The organism is Roseivirga sp. (genome assembly GCF_965216855.1).
Lineage (GTDB): Bacteria > Bacteroidota > Bacteroidia > Cytophagales > Cyclobacteriaceae > Roseivirga.
The window spans coordinates 1879672-1901722 of the sequence record NZ_OZ244204.1 but is presented as its reverse complement, the minus strand read 5'-3'; the positions used below and the strand labels follow the sequence as shown (position 1 = coordinate 1901722).

Sequence of the window (22051 nt, the reverse complement as noted above, 5' to 3'; positions counted from 1 at the left end):
CAAAATAAGATAGTTTTCAGATATTTTCTGTATGTAAAAACAATAGGGCACCAATCAGAAAAAGTGATGTAAAGTAGGGTATATATCTTTTTGATCGTATGAATGATGTACGATTACTAAGGCCTATCGAGTACAGCGCTCAGGGTTAGCGCAAGATTTACTAAATTTTATTAACCAAAACGACACAACCATGAAAGCATCTCACTTTTCATGCCTGATACTGCTATGCCTTTTTGTGCTTCCTTTTCAGGTGAAAACTCAAACTGTTCCAGCCTGGGCACAGGATCTGGATTTTGAGTATCTGACTCCCAGAACACTCTATGCCGGTCTGGATGGTAACCCCAAACTCAGGGTTAGAATTACCAACAATGGCAGCACAGCTGTTAATTACTTTGGATTTGATTTTCGACCAGACAATGAGAGCCAGAACTTTCCCGGTTGTGCTACTCACCCCAATGGTGGTTTTATCAATTTGGAGCCTGGCGAGTCTACGGTAGTGGCCGTTTGGTCCAACTGTTACTTTGGCGATGGCCTGGTTTTACCTGAGGGTACCTCCGAACATGTGGCTGAGTTCAGGTTCAGTAAAGACAATGATGAATTTCATATCATAGAGAATTTCACCATTGTCAATGATCGTGAAAGAACTTCTCCTGAATTGGAGAATGGCGAAAACATGACCATTGCCGGTACCATAAGAGTAGCTGGAGGCTATGCTCCTCAGATTAACCTCAAAGTGAGAACTGAACAGAGTCAGGAGTTTAATGTACAGGTTCAGGCATCAGGGCCGAGTGAGTATGCTTTTAGCTTCCCTGCTGCAGATCGGGACGACTGGTATCTGGTCGTAGCCGGAGGCATTCAGGATCAGCCTGAGATCAACTTTCCCAACAAAACAGTAAAAGTGTCTTCGTTTGATGATTCAGAAGCTTTGACTATTGACTGGGCACCATTAGACTATGAGTATCAGGTTCAATTTGAACTCGATCAGGCGATAGTAACTCCCACAGGCTTTTGGAGAGGGGCTGTTTCTGAGTCTGAACAAACAGTAACATTTATTCCTGGTCAGGAAAACTGGTTTGGAAACAATGATACTGAGAAGAATGTGCATAGGGTTCAATCAACTATTTACAAATACAATTTTGCGGGAGAAAAACTTTGGGAATATCAGCCTGGCTATGAATGTTGGGGTGGGGATATGAGTCCCGATGGTTCGAGAGTAGTTTATCAGTTGGTGCCCAATGGTGGAACTTATGGAGTAGGAGTATTGGATGGTGCGGATGGTTCGCTCATTTGGAAAAAGGAGTTTACCCAGTTTGGACCTGTTGCCAGATCAATAGAGGGCCTTGAAGCTGTATTAAGCAATGATGCTTCCTTGGTAGCAGTGGGTACCGTTCCAACCGGTGTGGTGACGCTCTTCAATACTGAAACCGGTGACATGATCATGCAGGTGCCGAATGCGCCCGACAATGGTGATAACTGGGGGCAGATTCGTAAGATGGCTTTTGATTCCAATGATGAATACCTCTATGTGGGATCAGGAGATAATTATTTGAGAAAGGTCCGTGTTTCAGATGGTCAACTGATGTGGAGGGCATTTATTGGCGGTTGGCCTTTTGTGAACGGTTTGCAGTTCTCATCCAATGAATCATTTATTATAACGGGGACGAAGTCATTTGATCAGGCTCGTGTCAATACGGCAACCGGGGAGACGGTTTGGATTAATGATTCGGGCAGTCTGGAAGCAGCTTTATCAGCCAATGATGAATTGGTGATCAACTTCGGTGGACATATTATGGATGCAGCTACTGGCGAGTATGTAGGATTCATCCGCCAGGGAGCTGAAAGTCACTTCATTGCGAATGATGAACTCATTGTTAAAATGGACAGGGATATAAAGCCATTCTATACCAACGGGAAGGCACTTGGTGCCTCCCCTGCCAGCGGTGGAGGCCAGGGAGGTGGAGAGCAATCACAATGGTCATACGTTAGTGAAGATGGCTCATTGGCCATTATTGCCTACAGGGATATGGTAACAGATCCCGGTAATCAAATAGGTATCGCCTTTTATAGTGGTTCAGTAGAAAGGCTAAGCCTTGACCCGAATGATGATCCGACAGATGTAAGCTTAAGTGCCAGTAATCTGGATGAGAATAATGCTGAAGGAGTCGAAGTAGGTGAGTTGACAGCAACTGATCCGGATACCAATGACTCACATACTTTTGAGCTGGTCTCTGGAGTTGAAGATAATGACAAGTTTGCCATAGATGGAAATAAACTTCTGGCAGTAGAAACACTCAATTTTGAAGAAAAGTCCTCTTACTCAGTGAAGGTAATGGCCAGGGATGTGAACAATGCTTTTGTAGAAAAGACCTTCGAAATTACGGTGAATGACGTAAATGATGATCCCTCAACAATTGACCTTGATCATGCTGAAGTGACAGAAAATGCAGATTCAGGGCAAACAGTGGGAGCACTAACTGCTACTGATGAGGATGCTAATGATACGCATACCTTTAGCTTAGTGGCTGGTGATGGCGATACAGATAATGCTTCATTTACCATTACTGATGGAGTGATTAAAGCCGCTGAGTCTTTCAACTTTGAAGAGAAAAATGAATACTCCATTCTTGTCAGGGCAGATGATGGACAGGGTGGAATACTGGATCAGCAAGTCACCATCAATGTGACCAATGCCAATGATGATCCTACTGACATTGGTTTAAGTGAAACAGTGGTTAGCCATGGTGCTGAGGCGGGTGCAGAAGTTGGTGCTTTTAGTACTACAGATGAAGATGCTGATGATACTTATACTTACACATTGGTGAGCGGTACGGGAAGCGATGATAATGCAAGCTTCACGATCAGCGAAGATCAACTATTGGCTAATACCAGTTTCGATTTCAATATTCAATCTGAATATACGATTAGGGTAAGAAGTACAGATACAGGTGGAGCATTTACTGAAAAGGCATTTACATTGACAGTGGAGATAGTTGCTGGTCTGGAGCAAAGTGCCAGTGTGGTGAATAATGTTTATCCTATACCTGCTACTGAAGTATTGCATATCGAAATGGCTTCCGAGTCTTTCCCTTTTAATCTGAGCATGTATGACCTCTCAGGGAATATGCTAAAGACTCAGGATTCAATTTTCTCCAGATCTATTGAATTGAATGTTTCACAGATGAAGGAAGGGATTTATTTACTGACTGTTCAGGATGGTGAAGGACGATTAACCAGAAAGAAAGTGATGGTAGTAAAGTAGAAGTTAGAGGTGTATTGGGAGTAATCCACTGCTTCGTCATGCTGAGCTTGACTCAGCATCTCTGCTAAGACATGTCAAGACCCTGAAACAAGTTCAGGGTGACGTTAACCCCAATACACCTTTATACTACCCTAGCAGATCAGCCATATAGGCAGCATTAGCTTCTGTGCTTTTTAATGGAGTAGTACCATCGTAACGTTCTTGCTCGACAATGAAATACTCCATTCCGGCAGTTTTGGCTTCAGGGACAATAGATGGATAGTCAATAATCCCTGTACCTAATGTACAAGTTGCTTCAGCTTCTTCGGTATTACCCAATCGGTCTTTTACGTGGCCTAACTTAAACCTACCCGGGTACTTATTGAACCAGGCCTTGGGGTCTTGTCCACCGGTTACTACCCAGTACATATCCATTTCGAAGTCTACTAAATCAGGATCGGTTTCATTCATAAAGATGTCCTGCGGCATCTCACCTTCCATTTCAGTGAAGCTATAGGCGTGATTGTGGTAGGCAAAGCGAATTCCATTAGCCCTGCAGATTTCTCCTTTAGCATTGAAGTCTGCAGCAGCCTGTCTATAGCCGTCCAGGGTTTGCTGGCTTCTCCATGGGCAGATCAGGTATTTCATGCCTATCTCAGCAGCTTCGGCAGCTTTTCGCTCAAAGTCATTGTCAATATCGCAGTGGCTGGCAACTATGTTCATGCCCAGCTCATCCATATAAGCTTTGAATTCTTTATTGGTCATTCCCCAGAACATGCCCTGAGGTCCTTCATAGCTTTCAATCTGCTTATAACCGAAGGAGGCTACCTGAGCCAGAACACCTTTCGGGTCTTTGGGGAAGTCATCTCTTAAGGTATAGAGTTGCAAACCAAAGGCGGATGTGTCTACTGCTTCTTCTGTTTTAATGCCTGAGGTACAAGCGTAAGGCGCAAGGGCTAGTCCTGCAGCAAAGCCTCCGGCTGTTTTTAAAAAACTTCTGCGTTTCTGTTTCATGTCTAACAAGGTTGAATGTTGAATATACAGATTCTTTGGCTTTTTGGTCTTTCTCCTGAGTCTAACCTAATGATATGCCTGGATTACTAGGTGTTGGATACAACTGAAGATGAAAGGGCATATTGCTTGAGTAGATACAAATAAAAAAGCCACCCGTTTCCGAGTGGCTTTCAATATTATCATGGGTTTAATTAACCTCCGAAGTCGTCAAATGAAACGTTTTCGTCAGGTACACCCCAATCGTCACACATTTTAAGAACTGCTGCGTTCATCATTGGAGGGCCGCAGAAGTAGAATTCAATCTCTTCAGGAGCATCGTGTTTGCTCAGATACTGATCGATCACAGCCTGGTGAACGAAACCTAAGAAACCATCACCTTCTTTGTCATTGACGTCTTCTTTAGTCTTCCAGTTATCTTCCGGAAGTGGTTCAGAAAGAACAATGAAGAATTGGAAGTTAGGGAACTCTTTTTCGATCTTTTTGAAATCTTCCAGATAGAAGAGCTCTCTTTTAGATCTACCACCGTACCAGTAAGTCACTTTTCTACCTGTTTTCAAAGTGTGGAAAAGGTGGAAAAGGTGAGATCTCATTGGAGCCATTCCTGCACCACCACCGATGTAAAGCATTTCAGCATCGGTAGGTTTGATGAAGAATTCACCATAAGGACCTGAGATAGTTACTTTATCACCTGGCTTTCTTGTAAATACATAAGAAGAACAAATTCCAGGATTTACATCCATCCACTTGTTATTCGCTCTATCCCAAGGTGGAGTAGCAATACGAATGTTCAGCATGATGATGTTTCCTTCAGCAGGGTGGTTAGCCATTGAGTAGGCACGGAAGATTTCTTCCTTGTTCACCATTTTCAAATCCCAAAGGTTGAACTTATCCCAGTCACCTTTGAATTTGTCCGGACCTGCAGGGTCTTCCGGATGAGGTTTAATGTCTATATCTTTGAAGTCACAAACGACAGGTGGTACATCTACCTGAATATAACCTCCGGCTTCGAACTCAAGTGTTTCACCTTCCGGCAATTTCACTACGAATTCTTTAATGAAAGAAGCTACGTTGTAGTTAGAAACTACTTCGCATTCCCACTTCTTAATACCAAAGATTTCTTCAGGGATTTCGATGCGCATGTCTTGCTTCACCTTTACCTGGCAAGAAAGTCTTACACCTTCTTTTTGCTCAGATCTGCTGAGGTGACCAACTTCTGTTGGAAGTACATCTCCTCCTCCTTCTTTCACTGTACATTTACACATGGCACATGTACCTCCACCTCCACAAGCTGACGGGAGGAATATTTTTTGTCCTGATAGTGTGCTCAAAAGGGTGGAACCTGCAGAGGTAACCACGGGATTTTTCTCGTCACCATTGATGACAATTTTAACATCGCCCGATTGTACCAGCTTAGATTGTGCATAAAGCAGAATAAAAACTAACAGCAGGATTACAGCCGAGAAAGCAACTATGGAAGTAATAATGATAGATGACATCTACTAATAGATTTTAAATCAACATTTTGTGTTACGGCCAGGCAGGCCGTTAGGGCTACAAATATATTGACTAAAAGATTAAATCAGTAAGAGAACCTGAAAAAAGATAGGAGCGGTAAAAAGGGCTTAAATTGTTATTCTTTCCCTGATTTTCTGGCCTTTCTTCAGTTCGTCTATTTCATCTTTCAGATCATTCACACATAAGTTCCCTAAACCTGTTTGGCTATCTTCTGCCGTCAGAACCACATTGATATTCTTATTGTTTCGCCAATCGTCTTTTTGGAGCTTGCCCAGACAGATATTACCAATGACATAACAGTGGTCAAAACTGAAGTATTTCTCCTGAATGCTCTCAAAATCCTGAAGGTCTACCTGTTCCGGGGAATTATAGCTCACATAAACCTTTACAGGTGACTGATTACTGAAAGGCAGTTTACCCAGGTTATAGTGTTTTTTGTACTCATACTTATAGTCATAGCTCAGGGCTGAAATGTCTGACAGTACAGCTGCTCCGGTAGGTAAGCTACCGGCTCCTTTACCAATAAATAGCTGTTCATCGCAGAACTCTCCGTCCAGAGTGACCGCATTGAATTCATTCCGAATGTCGGCCAGTTTATGGTGAGGCTTCACAAATTGTGGGATGACAAAGCCAAAGACTTTTTCACCGATTCGTCTGGCCTGCGACACTAGTTTAATCGTGTATCCATTGGATCTGGCATACTCCAGATCAGCGGTTTTGAGCCTGTCAATACCAAGATTGGTTATTTCCGATGGGGGAACATGTATGCCGAATGCGTGAGTAAGTAGAATGCTCAACTTGAATTTCGGATCGTAACCTTGCACATCGAGAGTTGGATCACTTTCAGCAAAACCTAAGTCCTGAGCTTCCTTTAATACAGAGGGGTAGTCCAGCCGATCCTCAAAGATTTTGGTGAGTATATAATTGGTGGACCCATTGAATATACCTTTGACCTCATTCAAAGGCTCATGGCCAAAGTATTCTTCCAGTGTTCTGATGATGGGGATACTTCCACATACAGCGCCTTCATAAAGTACTGCCTTACCGGTTTGCTGCTGAAGTTCTACCAGATACTCCAGGTTCTCGGCTACCATTTTCTTGTTGGCAGTGACTACCGATTTACCTGATTGCAGGGCCGATACGACAATGTCCAGCGCAGCTTCGGCATCGTCAATCAATTCTACTACAATGTCGATGTTGGGATCATTGATGATCTCTTCTTTTTGTGTGGTGAATAGGTCAGCTGATAGTTTCCTTTTCTTTTCCGGGTTCTTGATACAGATTTTAGCAATCTGGCCGGCAAAGTTTTTAGAGTTGTTGAGTGTTTCATAAAGGCCTTGTCCTACACAGCCAAAACCAAAAAGTCCGATGTTGATGTTTTTCATTTTTTCTCGTTTAAGAAATTTTCCAGAATATTTGAGATGCTTTCGGCTTCTACCAGGAAGCCGTCATGACCATAGTTTGAGTCTATAAAAGTGAGTTGGCTTTGCTTGATGCCATGTGCCAGAATTTGCTGATCGTTTCGGGTAAACAGGAGGTCTGAGTTAACCCCAATGACAAGCGTATTGGCCTTAACCTGCTTAAGGGCTTCCTGCACCCCGCCTCTTTTTCGTCCCACATCCTGAGTATCCATGCATTTCGATAGAGCATAGTAAGAGTGGGCATTGAAGCGTTTTTGCAGTTTCAGTCCCTGATAGCGTTGATAGCTTTCGGCATTGAACCCATCAATTTTTTCGCTTCCTTCTCTCTGACTGGCATTGTAAACAGAGTCAGTTCTATAGGAAATCATAGCCATGGCGCGGGCAGCTTCAAGCCCTTTCCATCCACCTTTAGGAGAGCTGGAAAAGAAACTTGGGTCAGCTTCAATGGCCATGCGTTGTGCTGTGCGAATACCAATGCCCCAGGGAGAGCTTTTGGCGCCTGTAGCTACCAGGCAGATGTTTTTAAAGAGGAGGGGTTGTTCAATAGCCCACTCCAGTACCTGCTGACCTCCCATGGAACCTCCCAGGCCAAGATAAATCTCCTTAATACCCAGGTGAGCTCTGAGGACCTCATGTGCCTTAACCATATCGCGGATGGTCAGCAATGGGAATTGTCTTAGATAGCGCTCACCGGAATGAGGGTTGAAATCTTTTGGCCCTGTGCTCCCATAGCATGAACCGAGAATGTTGGCGCATACAATGAAGTGTTCTTCCGGATTGATCAGATCGTTCTGACCTACCAGACCTGGCCACCATTCAGTTGGATTGGCATTGGCGGTCAGGGCATGACACACCCATACCACGTTTGAACCGTCATCATTAAGTTGACCGAAGGTGTGATAGGCAATAACAGGGTCGGTTAGGAAACTTCCATTTTCGAGACTGAAGTCGCCTTTGACTTTTAAATATTGTAAGGATTGCTGAGCTGAATCAGAGGATTCAGCCAGGTACTGACTTTTAGTAAACATGTTCTAAAGGATTATTTGTGAAAAAGAATTGAGCGGAGAATTACGCTCTACACATTCGCTTAGAAATGTTGGATAATAGCAGTTGCTGTTGGGTTGATTTTACCCAACCCTGTACGGGTTTCGTAATTGGATTTGTAAACATGATAACCAATTTATATTCTCCCGAATGCCACCTGGCACCCATTTTGGGATCAGGATTTAGCACCTTTGCCGAAGTATCGGCATGGTTGCTAGCGCTTCAAAGAGCCTGTCTCTCCACGCTTCTTTATAAATCGATTCTTTCCCTTGAGTCGGGATTGAATGACTTGATGATGCAAACGTAGTAGCTGCTTACGATTTTTCAAAAAGGAAGGCCAATTATTTTGATTTTGCCCCAGGCTAGTGGCTCAGAGTCTATAAAAGAAAAGCCCTCTGGCAAATAGCTATTGCTCAGAGGGCTTTATATACTTTAAGCAGGTAATTCTAATTCTTCAGCATCCTCAATAGCGTGGTGAGTTGCTTTTTCAGGTCCCTTCTGTCGACAATGAAGTCAAGGAAGCCATGATCTAATACGAACTCGGCACTTTGGAAACCCTTAGGAAGATCTTTCCCTACAGTGTCTCTGATTACCCTTGGCCCGGCAAAACCAATCAATGCACCCGGCTCGGCAATATTAAAATCACCCAGCATGGCATATGATGCAGTTACACCTCCAGTAGTAGGGTCTGTGAGTAAGGAGATATAAGGAATACCTGCTTCTGCCAACAAAGCCAACTTGGCCGATGTTTTAGCCATCTGCATGAGGGAATAACCAGCTTCCATCATTCTGGCACCTCCTGATTTGGAGATCATCAGGAAAGGTGTTTTTGTCTTCAGCGCGTGGTCGATTCCTCTGGCGATTTTTTCACCAACCACAGAACCCATTGACCCTCCAATGAAAGCGAAATCCATGCAGGAGACTACAATGTCTTCGCCATTCATCTTACCATAGGCAGTACGAACGGCATCCTTAAGTCTGGTTTTTTCCTGAGTAGCAACAATCCTTTTCGGATAAGGTTTGCTATCAACAAATTTCAGTGGATCTCCAGAAGTCATGTCTGCATCCAGCTCAGTAAACTTGTTGTTGTCGAACAGTATTTCGAAATATTCTCTAGAGCCTATTCTTACATGAAAGCCATCTTCAGGGCTCACATAGGCATTGTTTTTCAATTCTCTGGTGTGAACAATGGTTCCACCGGGGGTTTTAAACCACAAGCCATCAGGCGCATCTTTCTTCTCTTCAGTCGGAGTGGTAATTCCCTTTACTTTTCTTTGAAACCAAGACATATCTATTGGTTTAAGTTGAGTTTTCTCAAGTGAGTTGGCAAAAATACATCAAAAGTCTTCAGCCACCAAAGTTCTGGAGACTGCTTAGTCTCTTTTCGATGAATGATGTGAGTAAGAACCAGTTAGAGGGAATCGGTACCGAAAACTAATTTGATTAAACTTTGCTTTCCTGTCTTTTAGTCTTTTCCTTTGCGCGGAATGAACGTTCATTCCGCTAGGAAGATGATCGATAACAAAATAACAGACAAGAGGATTCTGATTCTGGAGACAACACTAAATCTGATTACCGCACATGGTTTTCATGCCACTCCCATGTCTCAGATTGCCCAGCAGGCAGGCATAGGTGCCGGCACCATCTATCGCTATTTCGAAAATAAGGAGCACCTGATCAATGAGCTTTTCACGGAGATTAAAAAACGCGTGATTAAAGCCATGCTTAAAGACTACAGAGAGGAGGGTACTTATAAGGAGCGCTTCAAACACCTGTGGAGGAACCTGATTCAATATTGTATAGATCACCCAAAGGAATTTCAGTTTGTAGAGCAATACAGATATGCTCCTTATGTGAGTAATATGACCAGGGAGGAGACATTTATTATCCTAGCTCCCATTATGCAGTTCTTTCTGGAGTCTAAAAAGGCCCGGGCGATGAAGGATCTGCCACTATATACTATTATCGCCCTTTTGTATGGGCCAATTGTTTCATTGGCGAAACTGCATATCGATCATAATCAACAATTGACAGACGAACGCATCGACCAGGCTTCAGAGGCTTGCTGGGATGCCGTTTCTTATAAAACAGAAAACTAAATTATGTCTAAAGTTATCATCAACGGAGTTGGAAGTTGTATTCCTGAAACGGTAGTTAGAAATGAAGACTTCCTTCAACACGAATTTTATCAGGAGAATGGTGAGGCATTTCCCTATGAGAATGATGTGATCATCAAAAAATTCGAAAAGATCACAGGCATAAAGGAAAGAAGGTACGCCCTTCAAGGACAGTCTTGCTCTGATTTGGCTTCTATAGCAGCCAAAAATGCTCTGGCAAATAGCACGGTTGATAAGGAAGAGCTGGACTACATAATTGTAGCGCATAACTTTGGAGATTTAGATAAAGATGCCAACCGAATTGATATGATGCCCAGCCTGGCAGCCAAAGTGAAACACAATCTGGCCATCGCTAATCCGGGTACCTCATGCTATGACATTATTTTCGGTTGCCCGGGATGGGTTCAGGGGTCTATTCAGGCCACCCAGATGATTCGTTGTGGAGATGCCAAAGCGGTTATGGTCATTGGTGCTGAGACACTCAGCAAAATTGTAGATGATCACGATCGTGACGCTATGATTTTTGCTGATGGTGCCGGGGCCGTTATTTTTCAGGCTGCGGACGAAAGTATTTCAGGTGGATTCTTGAGTCAGGCATCCAGAACCGATGCTTCTGTAGAATTGGAGTATCTCGCGATGGGACCGTCTTATAAGCCTGAATTGAAAGACAACGGCAATAAGTTCATCAAAATGAAAGGGCGAAAGATTTATGAGTACGCTTTGGTGAATGTAGCAGAGGCCATCAAAACGGCTATTGAAAGAGCTAACCTGGACCTCAATGATATCGATAAGGTATTGATTCACCAGGCCAATGAAAAGATGGATGAGGCTATCCTTCTGAAACTCTACAAGCTTTACGGGTATGAGCCAGATGTGAACCAGTTAATGCCGATGACTATCCAGAAGCTGGGAAATAGTTCGGTGGCTACTATTCCTACGATGCTTGATTTGATCCTCAAAGGTGAGCTGAAGGGGCATGAGATTAAATCCGGAGATCATTTGGTGTTTGCTTCGGTGGGGGCCGGAATGCACATCAATGCGATGGTATATCAGATGCCTTAAAAAACAAAAGCCGATCTGATTTCAGATCGGCTCCTTATATACTTGATTTCTAATCTTAATCTACTTCTTCGTAATCGACATAGTCTCCACCTTTAAAGTTTTCGGAAGACTTCTTCTTACCTGAGTTTTTCTTGGGGGCATAATCAATGTTCACACTACCATCTGAGCTACTTCTCTGTCTTTGCTGCTGATATTGTCTTCCGTTGTTGAAGTTCCTTTGTTGTTGTGCCTGACCAAACAGACCAATTGAAAGGAAGCGTACAACACCTCGGAAAATCCAGCTAAAAACTACGATGAATAATATGATCTTTAATAACCAACCCATTATCTACTTAAATACTGATTACGTTTTGAATAAATGTCCAGGAAGTAATCATCCATTAGATCATCGATGAAATAGATGGCTTCTCCCGTAGATTTCATTTCAGGGCCCAACTCCTTATTTACATTCGGGAATTTGTGGAAAGAGAAAACCGGTTCTTTAATGGCATATCCTTTCTTGACCGGTTTAAAGTTGAAGTCTTTCAACTTTTTCTCGCCCAGCATCACTTTGGTAGCAAAGTTTACATAAGGCTCCTGATAGGCTTTGCCTATGAATGGAACGGTTCTCGATGCTCTTGGGTTCGCCTCAATGATATAAACTTTATCGTCTTTAATGGCGAACTGTATATTAATCAGACCAACGGTTTTTAAAGCCAGTGCAATTTTCTTGGTATGGGCTTCAATCTGTTGAATCACGAAGTCACCCAGGCTATATGGAGGTAAAACAGCATAAGAATCTCCGGAGTGAATACCGGCCGGTTCAATGTGTTCCATAATACCTATGATGTATACATCTTCTCCATCACAGATGGCATCAGCTTCAGCTTCAATGGCGCCATCGAGGAAGTGATCGAGTAATACTCTGTTGCCAGGGATGTCTCTCAGGATGTTCACTACGTGTTCTTCCAGCTCTTCCTCATTGATCACAATCTTCATGCTCTGGCCTCCCAGTACATAAGATGGTCTCACCAATAATGGGAAGCCTAATTCTTTAGATAGTTCAAGAGCCTCATCGGCATCTTCTATCACTCCGAATTTTGGATAAGGAATGTTGTTTTCCGCCAATAGAGTTGAGAATCTACCTCTGTCTTCAGCAAGGTCTAAGGCTTCAAAGCTGGTTCCAATGATTTTCACACCATACTTATCAAGTTTCTCGGCCAACTTCAGAGCAGTTTGTCCACCTAACTGAACGATTACACCCTCAGGTTTTTCATGAAGGATGATATCGTAAATGTGCTCCCAGAATACAGGTTCGAAGTATAGTTTATCTGCCGTATCAAAGTCAGTGGAAACTGTCTCAGGATTACAGTTAATCATAATGGTTTCATAGCCACACTCTTTCGCAGCATACAAACCATGCACACAGCAATAGTCGAACTCGATACCCTGACCAATTCTGTTCGGACCTGAGCCTAAAACAATGATCTTCTTATTGTTCGTTGACTCCGATTCATTCTCCTGATCGAAGGTTGAGTAATAATATGGCGTCTGTGCCTCAAATTCAGCGGCACAGGTGTCTACCAGTTTGTAAACTCTTTTGATACCCAGGTCATGCCTTTTATTGAATACTTCACTTTCCCAACACTTGAGAAGGTGAGCAATTTGTCGGTCGGCATAACCCTTTTCCTTAGCTGTTCTAAGCAGTCTCTCAGGAAGGGTATCCAGTGAATATTGTTCAATTTCAGATTCAAGCTCGATTAGCTCTTCAATTTGCTGTAAGAACCATTTATCGATTTTGGTCTTCTTCTGAATGGTCTTGAATGGGATACCCAGTTTGAAGGCATCATATATATGGAACAATCTGTTCCAGCTTGGATTTTCCAGGCTATGCAACAGTGCTGCCTGATCGGTTAGTTCTTTACCATCGGCACCTAAACCGTTTCGCTTGATCTCCAGTGACTGACAAGCCTTCTGAAGAGCTTCCTGGAAGTTTCTTCCAATACCCATGGCTTCACCTACCGACTTCATCTGAAGGCCAAGCTTTCTGTCAGAGCCTTTGAATTTATCGAAGTTCCAACGAGGTATTTTCACGATCACATAGTCCAGTGCAGGCTCAAAGAAAGCTGAAGTGGTTTGAGTGATTTGGTTTTTCAGTTCATCCAGGTTGTAACCAATGGCCAACTTGGCGGCAATTTTCGCAATTGGATAACCTGTAGCTTTTGATGCGAGAGCTGAAGATCTTGATACCCTTGGGTTGATCTCAATACCGATGATATTGTCAGTCTCAGGATCTACGGAGAACTGCACATTACATCCACCAGCAAACTGACCAATGGCATTCATCATTTTAATGGCCATGTCTCTCATCTTCTGATAGACAGTGTCAGGCAGTGTCATGGCAGGAGCTACGGTAATGGAGTCACCGGTATGAACCCCCATCGGGTCGAAGTTCTCAATAGAACAGATAATAATTACGTTACCGATGTTATCTCTCAGTAGTTCCAGCTCATATTCTTTCCATCCAAGAATACTTTGCTCAACGAGAACCTCATGAATTGGAGATGCATCCAGGCCTCTTTTCAAAGCTTCGTTGAATTCTTCCTGGTTGTCTACGAAACCACCTCCGTAGCCACCAAGTGTGAATGAAGGTCTGATGACCAACGGAAAGCCTATTTCCTGAGCAATTTCTTTTCCTTTGAGGAATGAAGTAGCAGTTTCACCTTTACAAACGCCTACTCCGATTTCAATCATTTTATGCCTGAATTTCTCCCTGTCTTCGGTGGTTTCAATGGCATTGATATCTACACCAATAATCCTGACATTGTATTTGTCCCAAATTCCTGCCTTATCACAGTCTATGGCCAGGTTGAGTGCTGTCTGACCACCCATGGTAGGTAGTACAGCATCTATTTGGTGTTTTTCGAGAATTTCTATGATTGACTTTTTTGTTAATGGCTTCAGATAAATGTTATCTGCCATTACAGGGTCTGTCATAATTGTGGCAGGATTCGAGTTAATCAGGGTAACTTCAATCCCTTCTTCTCTTAATGATCTTGCTGCTTGTGAGCCGGAATAATCAAATTCACAGGCTTGTCCGATGATGATAGGTCCACTTCCGATAATTAGGATGGACTTGATGCTATTGTCTTTAGGCATGTTTCAGGTAAAGAACGACTTGTTGACTTAGGTACAAATTGGCACAAAGTTAGGCCATAATGCTTACAATCAAAACCACAGAAACATTATTAAGTTTAAACCCTTTTCAGATGAAATCAGGGCAGCTTTGCGAGGGACTCTAATAGAAAAAGTGCTATTTTCAACTCACCAATTGTCAAATAAATAATTGCCATGAAGACTTTAAAAACAATCAAAGTGGTTAGCGCCTTTTTACTGCTGGCTATTTTTGCCGTGAGCTGCGCTGCCAGCGGAACACCAACCAATTCTACCGCCAAGAAAGAGAGCAAAAAAGCCTATGATCCAACGGGAGTATGGGAATATGTGGTCGATACACCTGATGGTGGAAGCAGTGGAACCATGAGAATTAATGGTAATCCGGGAGCCTACACGGCCAGTCTTGAAACGGATCAGTTTGGAACTTTGGAAATGACAGGCGTCATGATTCAGGAAACTAATATGACCGGCTCTCTGGAAGTGATGGGAATGACTGCAGAAGTTGAATGTCAGTTTGAAGGAGATAACCTGAGTGGTGCCGTTTATATGGGGCAGGAGGTATATCCTATGTCTGGCAACAGAGTGAGCAAATAGCCTTATCAAAATCAAATAAGCCAATACAGAGCGCCTTCCTTTAGGAAGGCGTTTTTTTTGATCAAAAAATGGCCTTTTGAAGGTTCTAAGGGTTATGTAAGGAAATCACCTATAACACCTAAGTAAGTTACCGAAATCGCTTTTTCAGGTATTTATCCAATATAAAGGAGGGTTTTGTGGAAGACCTTTGATGTGTAATCAATTTGAAAACAACAAAACAGCAAGACCATGAAAAAGTTATTCATCATCGCCCTTTTTTTAGTAGCGGCACAAGCCGCATACAGCCAGTACTATTATAGAAGTAGCTATGACAATGCCCGTAATAAATCGGTGACATTTCAGGTAGCACCAACAGTACTCAGTTATGACGGAGTCAAATACGGTTTCGGATTTGGAATGAATGTCAAACAAGTACTTTCCATTAACTACTACCACACTCGCGATTACGGCACTAATGTAGAAACTCCTTATATGGACAATCGATTTGCCGGTTTACACATTAGTGTAGCTCAGCCTTTGGCAGAGACTTTGGAGTTGGCAGGAGGCCTGAGAAAAGGTTTCTTAAATGGTGATATTGAGAAAACAGTGCTCAGTGCGGAACTAAGATATAAGTTTAGTGATAGCTGGCGGTTGGCCTTCGAGTATGGAGGAAACAGTCAAAGAAATATGACTAGTGTAAGGTTACTATTTAACCTTTACTAGAACAAGACGGACTCACCAACTGGTGGTGGTGAGTTGGTTTTGTTGTGAGGCGGGCTGTGGTGGCCTGCCTTTTTTTGTTTATAGGTTTTTTACCTAGAAAAGTAAAACCAGAGATTTACGGATAGAAATGGAGGCAGGCATGGTCAACTTTGTGTAGAGCAAAAAAACAACAAGACCATGAAAAAACTGCTCACCATATTATCATTAACCCTTTTACTAACCAACTGTGCTGAGCTTTATGAGATAGATGAAGCTGTCTATCTCATTAAAGCTGGTGAACACGACAGCCAGATCGAAAACAGTCTTAATCCAAAGGGGCTACGTACTCTTAAGTCTGAGACAATGAGCCTTACAGTGAGGTTCGATGAAACGGCTATGTACAACTTAGGCAACAGAAATCAGGGAGATATCAATAAGCTATTCGGGTTTGCAGACTGTAATAGTCTTCACCATGAGAACAGTGCCCGTTTTGGATGGAACTTCAACATAGAAACCAACGAGGTAGATATCTATACTTATGTCTATCAGAGTTCCGATCGATTGTTTAAAAAAATCGGATCTATGGAGATTGGAGAGTCTGCCGATTTAAGCATAAGTCTGGATGGAGACGAGTATGTTTTCTGGTTCAAAGACGAACAACAGACCGTGAAAAGGGGAACCCAGTGTAATCTAGGTGTTTACTATTTGCTGTACCCTTATTTTGGTGGAGATGAGACAGCGCCTCATGATATTAGAATTTATATTAAAGAGCACTTATAAACGAGTGCGTTTATATAGCGTGTGTGTGTAAGACGGGGGCTCCTTTATGGAGCCCTTCTCTTTTTAATCGATCAACCGATTGCGATTAGGTGATTTACTTAGTCGCTTAAGAGAAATGCTGATAATCTGTATTCTGGTGATACTCCAATAAAATTGCTTCAGGTAGTGTGGATATTTGATATACATAATTACGGGGCAACAAAACCAAAACACCATGAAACGTTTATTCATCATCACATTTCTGATGCTAGCTGGATTATTCAGTCAGTCACTGGAAGCTCAAAGATTTAAGGGATACTATCAGGACAGAGCCACTCGGCAAACATATGTTCAGCCAATAAGTTTTGAGCTTGGGGCACAGACCACCCGATCCATCAGAGGTTGGTATAGTGGCTGGAGTATGGCAGTTACTTTTAAGAATAAATTCGGTCTTACCTATTACAATACTTCATCAGCAGGAACTTCAGAGACGGGTAAGAGAACAGATCAGGGGATAGACATTAGTTATTCATTCAATTCCAGGTCTAAATTGAGTTTCGGTCCTGAAATTCGTCTCTCGGTTATTGATAAAAGATTTGTCTCTGCTATACCTTCAATGCAAAGCCGACTGGCTCTTTCCGAAATCATAATCGTAAAAGGGGGGGTAGGATGGAGTGACAGATACCCTCTCTTTAACATGGGTTTGTCAGTTAGACTTAACTAATTCCCTTTCAATTCTTTGGTATTATCCCTATATTGGTTTGTAAGCATTCTAAGTTCATAACCTAAAAACGGTGACACGTCTGGGGCTACTATTTTTTTTCATGCACACTTGCATGCGAGTTGCCTATTGTCAGGAAGTAAGCCACGAAATGTGGCAAAATCGGCCTCTCAATCAAAATATTATTGAAAATTGGCCACTTACTGAAATCATGGGAAGGGCCACCGTGTGGGATATTGCGCAGGACCAACGTGGGTTTTTGTGGATGGCCACCAGTGAAGGTATTGTTAGGTTTGATGGGCGTGAGGCGGTTGTCTTTGACCTCGGAAATACTCCCTCTTTTGACAGCAATGAGTTTACCCAAATAGAAGTTGAAACCGATGGTACTATTTGGGCTGCGGGAAGATCTGGGCTGTTTTTCCTCAACAATGAATCCTTCGTTCAATGGACTAGTGAACACGTAGTTTTTTCAAGCATTAAGAAAATAATCACCGATCCCGATGGTGGTATCCTCCTTCTGGCAGATAAAAAGGTCTATTTCGTTATTAATGAGCAGGTAATTGCAGCACCTTATCAACTGACTAATGTGCTTCAGATAAAGCTCGGGTTTGATGGACGTATTTGGGTGGTTCTTCAGGACAATTCAGTCAAATACATTCATGACGACCAGTTGCACGACTTTGACAACCTCCGAAATAGAATTGATAGTCCGATACTTACGGTAGTAGACGATGCAGAGGGGAATGTCTATTTATCTCTAAGGAATGGCCAGGTAGTCTCATACCGTGATGATAAATTCAGTGTGTTGTTCTCTTCAGAAACAGATCAAAGGGTTGGCCTGGTTCGCGATCTTTTTCCCGATAGCCACGGTTTTGTATGGATGTCTTCGGTTACAGGTGCCTATCGCCTTAGCGATAAAGGAGTAGAAAGGCTTTCGGTTCAGGATGGTTTATCTGAGGACGGTATCAGAACGGTTTTTGAAGATGTTAACGGTGATATATGGATTGGAGCATTCAGGGGCTTATACCTGATTCATCGCTCTCCGGTTGGAAGAATCAGGTATAGCCAGGATGATAGATATCTTCCTATTGAGACCAAAAGCATTATTCAGGATTCCAGAGGTTATGTGTGGGTGGGAACGGACCGTCATGGGCTTTTCAGACTGGAGAATAGTCAACTTAGTATGCCAAAAGGAGCGGCAACGCTTCCTGCCAATATCTACACCATCTTCGAAGACAGGGATGGAGATCTTCTCTTAGGAGGGGAAAGTGGTCTTTTCAAAGTTGAGGTTAATGGTAATGAGGTAAGACTAAAAGAAAAGATATCTACCGAGGATACAAGGTTTGTTTTCGCTACCAAAGAGGGAGTTGTTTGGGTGAACACTCGTAAGAGGGGAAGTACTGCCAAAACCTACTTATACAGTAATGGCCGGTTAGAGCAAAATGAGTTTTTTGATGGAAAGGTAATACGCTGGATTTTTGAATTTGAAGATGGGGATCTGGCTATCGGTACCAATATGGGGCTGTTCAGACAAGTGAATGGACAGATTACTGAAATTGGAGTCGATTTAGGCTTGTCGAATGAGACTTTTTCTAACTTTTGGCCTGGAGAAAACAACCTTTGGACTGTTTCAGAGGGTAAACACCTGGTAAGTTTTAAAAGAAACTCAGATACCGTTTCTGTACATAATGTCAGAAATGGGTTTACCATTAAAGGGCCCACCTCTATCATTATTGACAATGATAATGGGGTTTGGTTTACCAATTTCGGAGGTTTACACAGGGTATCATCGGAGGAATTGCAGCGAAATGTAATCTTTCAGGATTCTTTAAAAAACATAGAAGATTATAGAGCCAATGTAACGGTTTGGCCTCCTGGGTTTCCGGCCAACTGGAAAACTACTGAAGGGAAGATATACTATACCAGTCCTGACGGTATAGTATATGTGGAACCGGATTTCAGAGCTACCAGAGCCATGAACTATCACCTTGAATCAGTGGACATTGATGGTGAAAAATATAAACTTGACTCAGACCTGAACCTCAAAGCAGCTAATAAGAAACTGGTTTTTTATTTCTCTACCATTGATTTCATTAATCATGGTAATATACTCTTTGAATACAAAATGGAAGGCTTTGACTCTGAGTGGTATAGGGTCGGACAAAGCAGAGAAATTACCTACACCAATTTACCTGCAGGAGATTATAATTTCAGACTCCGGGAAGTTAGTTCAGATGGCACTTACGAAGATTGGAATCAGTCCATTTATATTTCAAAAGCTCAGCATTGGTACAAGACTAATTTTGCATTGGTGTCTTATGTCATTGTCATTCTGATAGCCGCCTCTACTTTTAATAAGTTGAAGAACAGGAACATCAGAATGCAGAATAGTCGCCTGCAAACATTGGTAAAGAGTAGAACTGCACGTCTTCAGGAAGTACTGAGTCATTTGGAACAAAAAGTAGAGGAACGCACTTCTGATCTCAAATCGGCCAATGACCAGCTCAATCTGGCTATGGAGGCGGGAAAGCACGCTGCGTTTATCTGGCACTATGATCAAGATCACATTCCCAGAGGAGATTACAGTGACCGTTATTATTCGCTGTTGGGATACGAGGTACAGGAATTTCAACCCACTTTCAACACCTGGAAAGAAAGGGTACATCCTGACGATAGAGAGGCAACTTTCGCTAAGGTTAATGAGGTACTTGAAAGCCTGAAGACTGAGCAGCCTATTGAATCTTTTGAGATGACCTATAGGGTCAGAAAGAAGTCGGGTGAATATATCTGGGTAGAATCACATGCCAAAATTCATGAGAATGTCGATGGTACTGGACAGCAGGCACTGATTGGCCTTTTAACTGATATCAATGAGAGGCAACTGGCAGAGTTAGAGCAAAAAAGTGCTCAGGAAAGATTTGAAAAGATTTTTGAGGCCGGTACGAATGGAATGCTATTGGTAAGCAAGGCGGGGGAAATTGTAATGCACAATCAAAGAGCTTCAGAGATTTTTGGCTACCAGGCTGATGAATGGAAGTCTCTGAAAATAGAAGATCTGGTGCCCTCAGAATACCGAAAGTCACACTCCAGACACAGACATCACTATCATGAGAATAGTGAACCAAGGATCATGAGAGCTGAGGCTGATTTTAATGCACTCACTAAAAATGGCACTAGGATTCAGGTACAGATTGGTCTGAATCCGATCTCCATTAGAGATGAAAAATTCACGCTGGCGGTCATTATTGATATGACCGAGAGAATCAGAATGGAGAATGCCTTAATTGAAAGCAAAGATCAACTCAAGAAAGAAAGGGATAAATATGTTGGCGTTTTCCAGAACATCAATGATGGTTTATTCATTGTAGATGTGCTTGAAGATGGCAGTTTTAAATATCAGGAGTTTAATAAAACTCATGAAATGCTGACAGGCATGAGCAACTATGCGGTGTCAGGGAAACCGGTAGAAAAGGTGTTTCCGGATATTGCCAGGTATCTAAACTGGAGGTATGCAAGCTGCCGCGACAGTATGGAGGTTATTACCTTTCATGAACAACTTGAATTCAAAACCGGTAAAAAGGATTTTCAAACCAGTTTAGTCCCCCTTATCCGAGGTAATAAAGTGATGAGTATTATTGGGATTACCCGAGACATCACCGAAATACTCTCAGCAGAAAGAATTATCAGAAGTAAAGAAGAGAAACTCAGATATGCTCTTGAAGCATCTCAGGACGCTTTTGTCGACTGGAACCTGACCGAATCCACGATTGAATTTAGCCAGGCGCTTTACAGGATGCTCGGTTATGAAGGAGACGAACTTGAGCAATCACTGGAAAGTCTTATGTCACTGGTATCTCCTGTCGATCTCGGTAATACTACACCTGAAAGCCTTTCCAGAACAGTGGTACAACTAAGCGATGACCAATTCACCCGTGAGTTTAGGATGAAGAAAAAGGACAAGAGCTGGTTATGGGTGCTTTTGAAAGGAAAGATCGTGGAGAGAGATGCCGGAAAAGCAACAAGATTTGTAGGGGCAATTACTGATATCTCCTGGGAGAAACAGCGGACAAAGGAAAAACTCGAGGCGGTTCTTATTACTGAGGATAATGAACGAAGCCGCATATCTAAGGAGATTCATGATGGTCTCCAGCAATTGCTCACTATCTCTTCCCTGAACTTTGAATTTATAAAAAGGGAACATGAGCAGCTAAGTAAAAAGGCGCAGGAAAGGCTGGAGATTGGATGGGATTACCTACAAAAGTCGATTGAAGATAGCAGAACTCTGGCACATACACTGATGCCTAAGGCTATTGTAGACTTTGGATTGGTGAGTGCCTGCAAGAGTCTGATCATGGCCGTAGATGGATCTTGCGAGGATACTGATTTCCGTTTTCAGGAAAATCTGGGTGAGATGAGAATTCCTGACAAGAATGTCGAGGTCACACTATACAGAATTCTGCAGGAGGCTCTGAACAACATTGTCAAATATGCCAAGGCTACAGAAGTGTCTGTACAGCTGCGTAATTACAGCGATGTAATTATGATGACCATTGAAGATAATGGGGTTGGGTTTAATGTAGAGAAGGTAAGGAGGAATGGAAAGGGGTTTGGTTTAAAGAGTATGCAGAATAGAATTGATGCCATTTCGGGGCATTTGGAAATAGATAGTCAACCGGGCCATGGTACTTCGGTTGTGATAGAGATTTCACAAAAACATATTAACAGCTAGTAA

Annotated in this window: 15 protein-coding genes and 1 riboswitch; of the genes, 8 read left to right on the top strand and 7 right to left on the bottom strand. The window is 42.5% G+C overall.

All coding sequences use genetic code 11. The features are described from left to right. The first annotated feature begins 190 nt into the window (after positions 1 to 190). Positions 191 to 3259, top strand: coding sequence for a cadherin domain-containing protein (locus ACOOEY_RS08555; RefSeq protein WP_420388252.1), 3069 nt, complete (start codon positions 191 to 193; stop codon positions 3257 to 3259). A 126-nt stretch (positions 3260 to 3385) separates the two neighbouring features. Here the strand turns inward: ACOOEY_RS08555 and ACOOEY_RS08550 are convergent, their stop codons facing one another. From ACOOEY_RS08550 to accD, 5 genes are all read right to left on the bottom strand, one after another. Then, on the bottom strand, positions 3386 to 4252 hold the full coding sequence (locus tag ACOOEY_RS08550) for a sugar phosphate isomerase/epimerase family protein (RefSeq protein ID WP_420388251.1): 867 nt from the start codon (positions 4250 to 4252) through the stop codon (positions 3386 to 3388). A 191-nt stretch (positions 4253 to 4443) separates the two neighbouring features. After that, a complete protein-coding gene (gene nqrF / locus ACOOEY_RS08545) occupies positions 4444 to 5748 on the bottom strand; it encodes an NADH:ubiquinone reductase (Na(+)-transporting) subunit F (RefSeq protein ID WP_420388250.1) in 1305 nt (434 codons plus the stop codon). Positions 5749 to 5874: 126 nt separating this feature from the next. Next, positions 5875 to 7152: a homoserine dehydrogenase gene (locus tag ACOOEY_RS08540; protein WP_420388249.1), complete on the bottom strand. Its 1278-nt coding sequence runs from the start codon at positions 7150 to 7152 to the stop codon at positions 5875 to 5877. Next, complete coding sequence (locus ACOOEY_RS08535) at positions 7149 to 8216, bottom strand: homoserine O-acetyltransferase family protein (RefSeq protein ID WP_420388248.1); 1068 nt, start codon at positions 8214 to 8216, stop codon at positions 7149 to 7151. The genes ACOOEY_RS08540 and ACOOEY_RS08535 overlap by 4 nt, the downstream gene beginning before the upstream one ends. A gap of 149 nt (positions 8217 to 8365) precedes the next feature. Continuing rightward, positions 8366 to 8490: riboswitch (SAM riboswitch) on the bottom strand. Positions 8491 to 8678: 188 nt separating this feature from the next. Then, the gene (accD, locus tag ACOOEY_RS08530; protein WP_420388247.1) at positions 8679 to 9521 is read right to left on the bottom strand and encodes an acetyl-CoA carboxylase, carboxyltransferase subunit beta; all 843 of its coding nucleotides are present in this window, start codon (positions 9519 to 9521) and stop codon (positions 8679 to 8681) included. 222 nt (positions 9522 to 9743) lie between these two features. On the opposite strand from accD, the gene ACOOEY_RS08525 reads away from it, so the two are divergent. Both ACOOEY_RS08525 and ACOOEY_RS08520 read left to right on the top strand, forming a co-directional pair. Continuing rightward, positions 9744 to 10331, top strand: a complete 588-nt coding sequence (locus tag ACOOEY_RS08525) for a TetR/AcrR family transcriptional regulator (protein ID WP_420388246.1) — start codon at positions 9744 to 9746, stop codon at positions 10329 to 10331. Positions 10332 to 10334: 3 nt separating this feature from the next. Further along, positions 10335 to 11411 carry a 3-oxoacyl-ACP synthase III family protein gene (locus ACOOEY_RS08520; RefSeq protein ID WP_420388245.1) on the top strand — a complete coding sequence of 359 codons (1077 nt, stop codon included), beginning with the start codon at positions 10335 to 10337 and terminating at the stop codon, positions 11409 to 11411. Positions 11412 to 11466: 55 nt separating this feature from the next. Here the strand turns inward: ACOOEY_RS08520 and ACOOEY_RS08515 are convergent, their stop codons facing one another. Further along, complete coding sequence (locus ACOOEY_RS08515; RefSeq protein ID WP_420388244.1) at positions 11467 to 11736, bottom strand: DUF4834 family protein; 270 nt, start codon at positions 11734 to 11736, stop codon at positions 11467 to 11469. Then, positions 11736 to 14549, bottom strand: coding sequence for a carbamoyl-phosphate synthase large subunit (gene carB / locus ACOOEY_RS08510; RefSeq protein WP_420388243.1), 2814 nt, complete (start codon positions 14547 to 14549; stop codon positions 11736 to 11738). Before carB ends, ACOOEY_RS08515 begins: the two co-directional genes overlap by 1 nt. A gap of 192 nt (positions 14550 to 14741) precedes the next feature. On the opposite strand from carB, the gene ACOOEY_RS08505 reads away from it, so the two are divergent. The 5 genes from ACOOEY_RS08505 (at position 14742) to ACOOEY_RS08485 (ending at position 22048) form a co-directional block, all read left to right on the top strand. Then, positions 14742 to 15158, top strand: a complete 417-nt coding sequence (locus ACOOEY_RS08505) for a hypothetical protein (protein WP_420388242.1) — start codon at positions 14742 to 14744, stop codon at positions 15156 to 15158. Positions 15159 to 15386: 228 nt separating this feature from the next. Then, positions 15387 to 15860, top strand: a complete 474-nt coding sequence (locus ACOOEY_RS08500; RefSeq protein WP_420388241.1) for a hypothetical protein — start codon at positions 15387 to 15389, stop codon at positions 15858 to 15860. Between the two features lie 177 nt (positions 15861 to 16037). Further along, positions 16038 to 16619 (top strand): hypothetical protein, encoded by a 582-nt coding sequence (locus ACOOEY_RS08495; protein WP_420388240.1) that lies wholly within the window; start codon positions 16038 to 16040, stop codon positions 16617 to 16619. Positions 16620 to 16833: 214 nt separating this feature from the next. Then, the gene (locus ACOOEY_RS08490) at positions 16834 to 17322 is read left to right on the top strand and encodes a hypothetical protein (protein WP_420388239.1); all 489 of its coding nucleotides are present in this window, start codon (positions 16834 to 16836) and stop codon (positions 17320 to 17322) included. Positions 17323 to 17530: 208 nt separating this feature from the next. Then, complete coding sequence (locus ACOOEY_RS08485) at positions 17531 to 22048, top strand: PAS domain S-box protein (protein ID WP_420388238.1); 4518 nt, start codon at positions 17531 to 17533, stop codon at positions 22046 to 22048. Positions 22049 to 22051 lie beyond the last annotated feature (3 nt).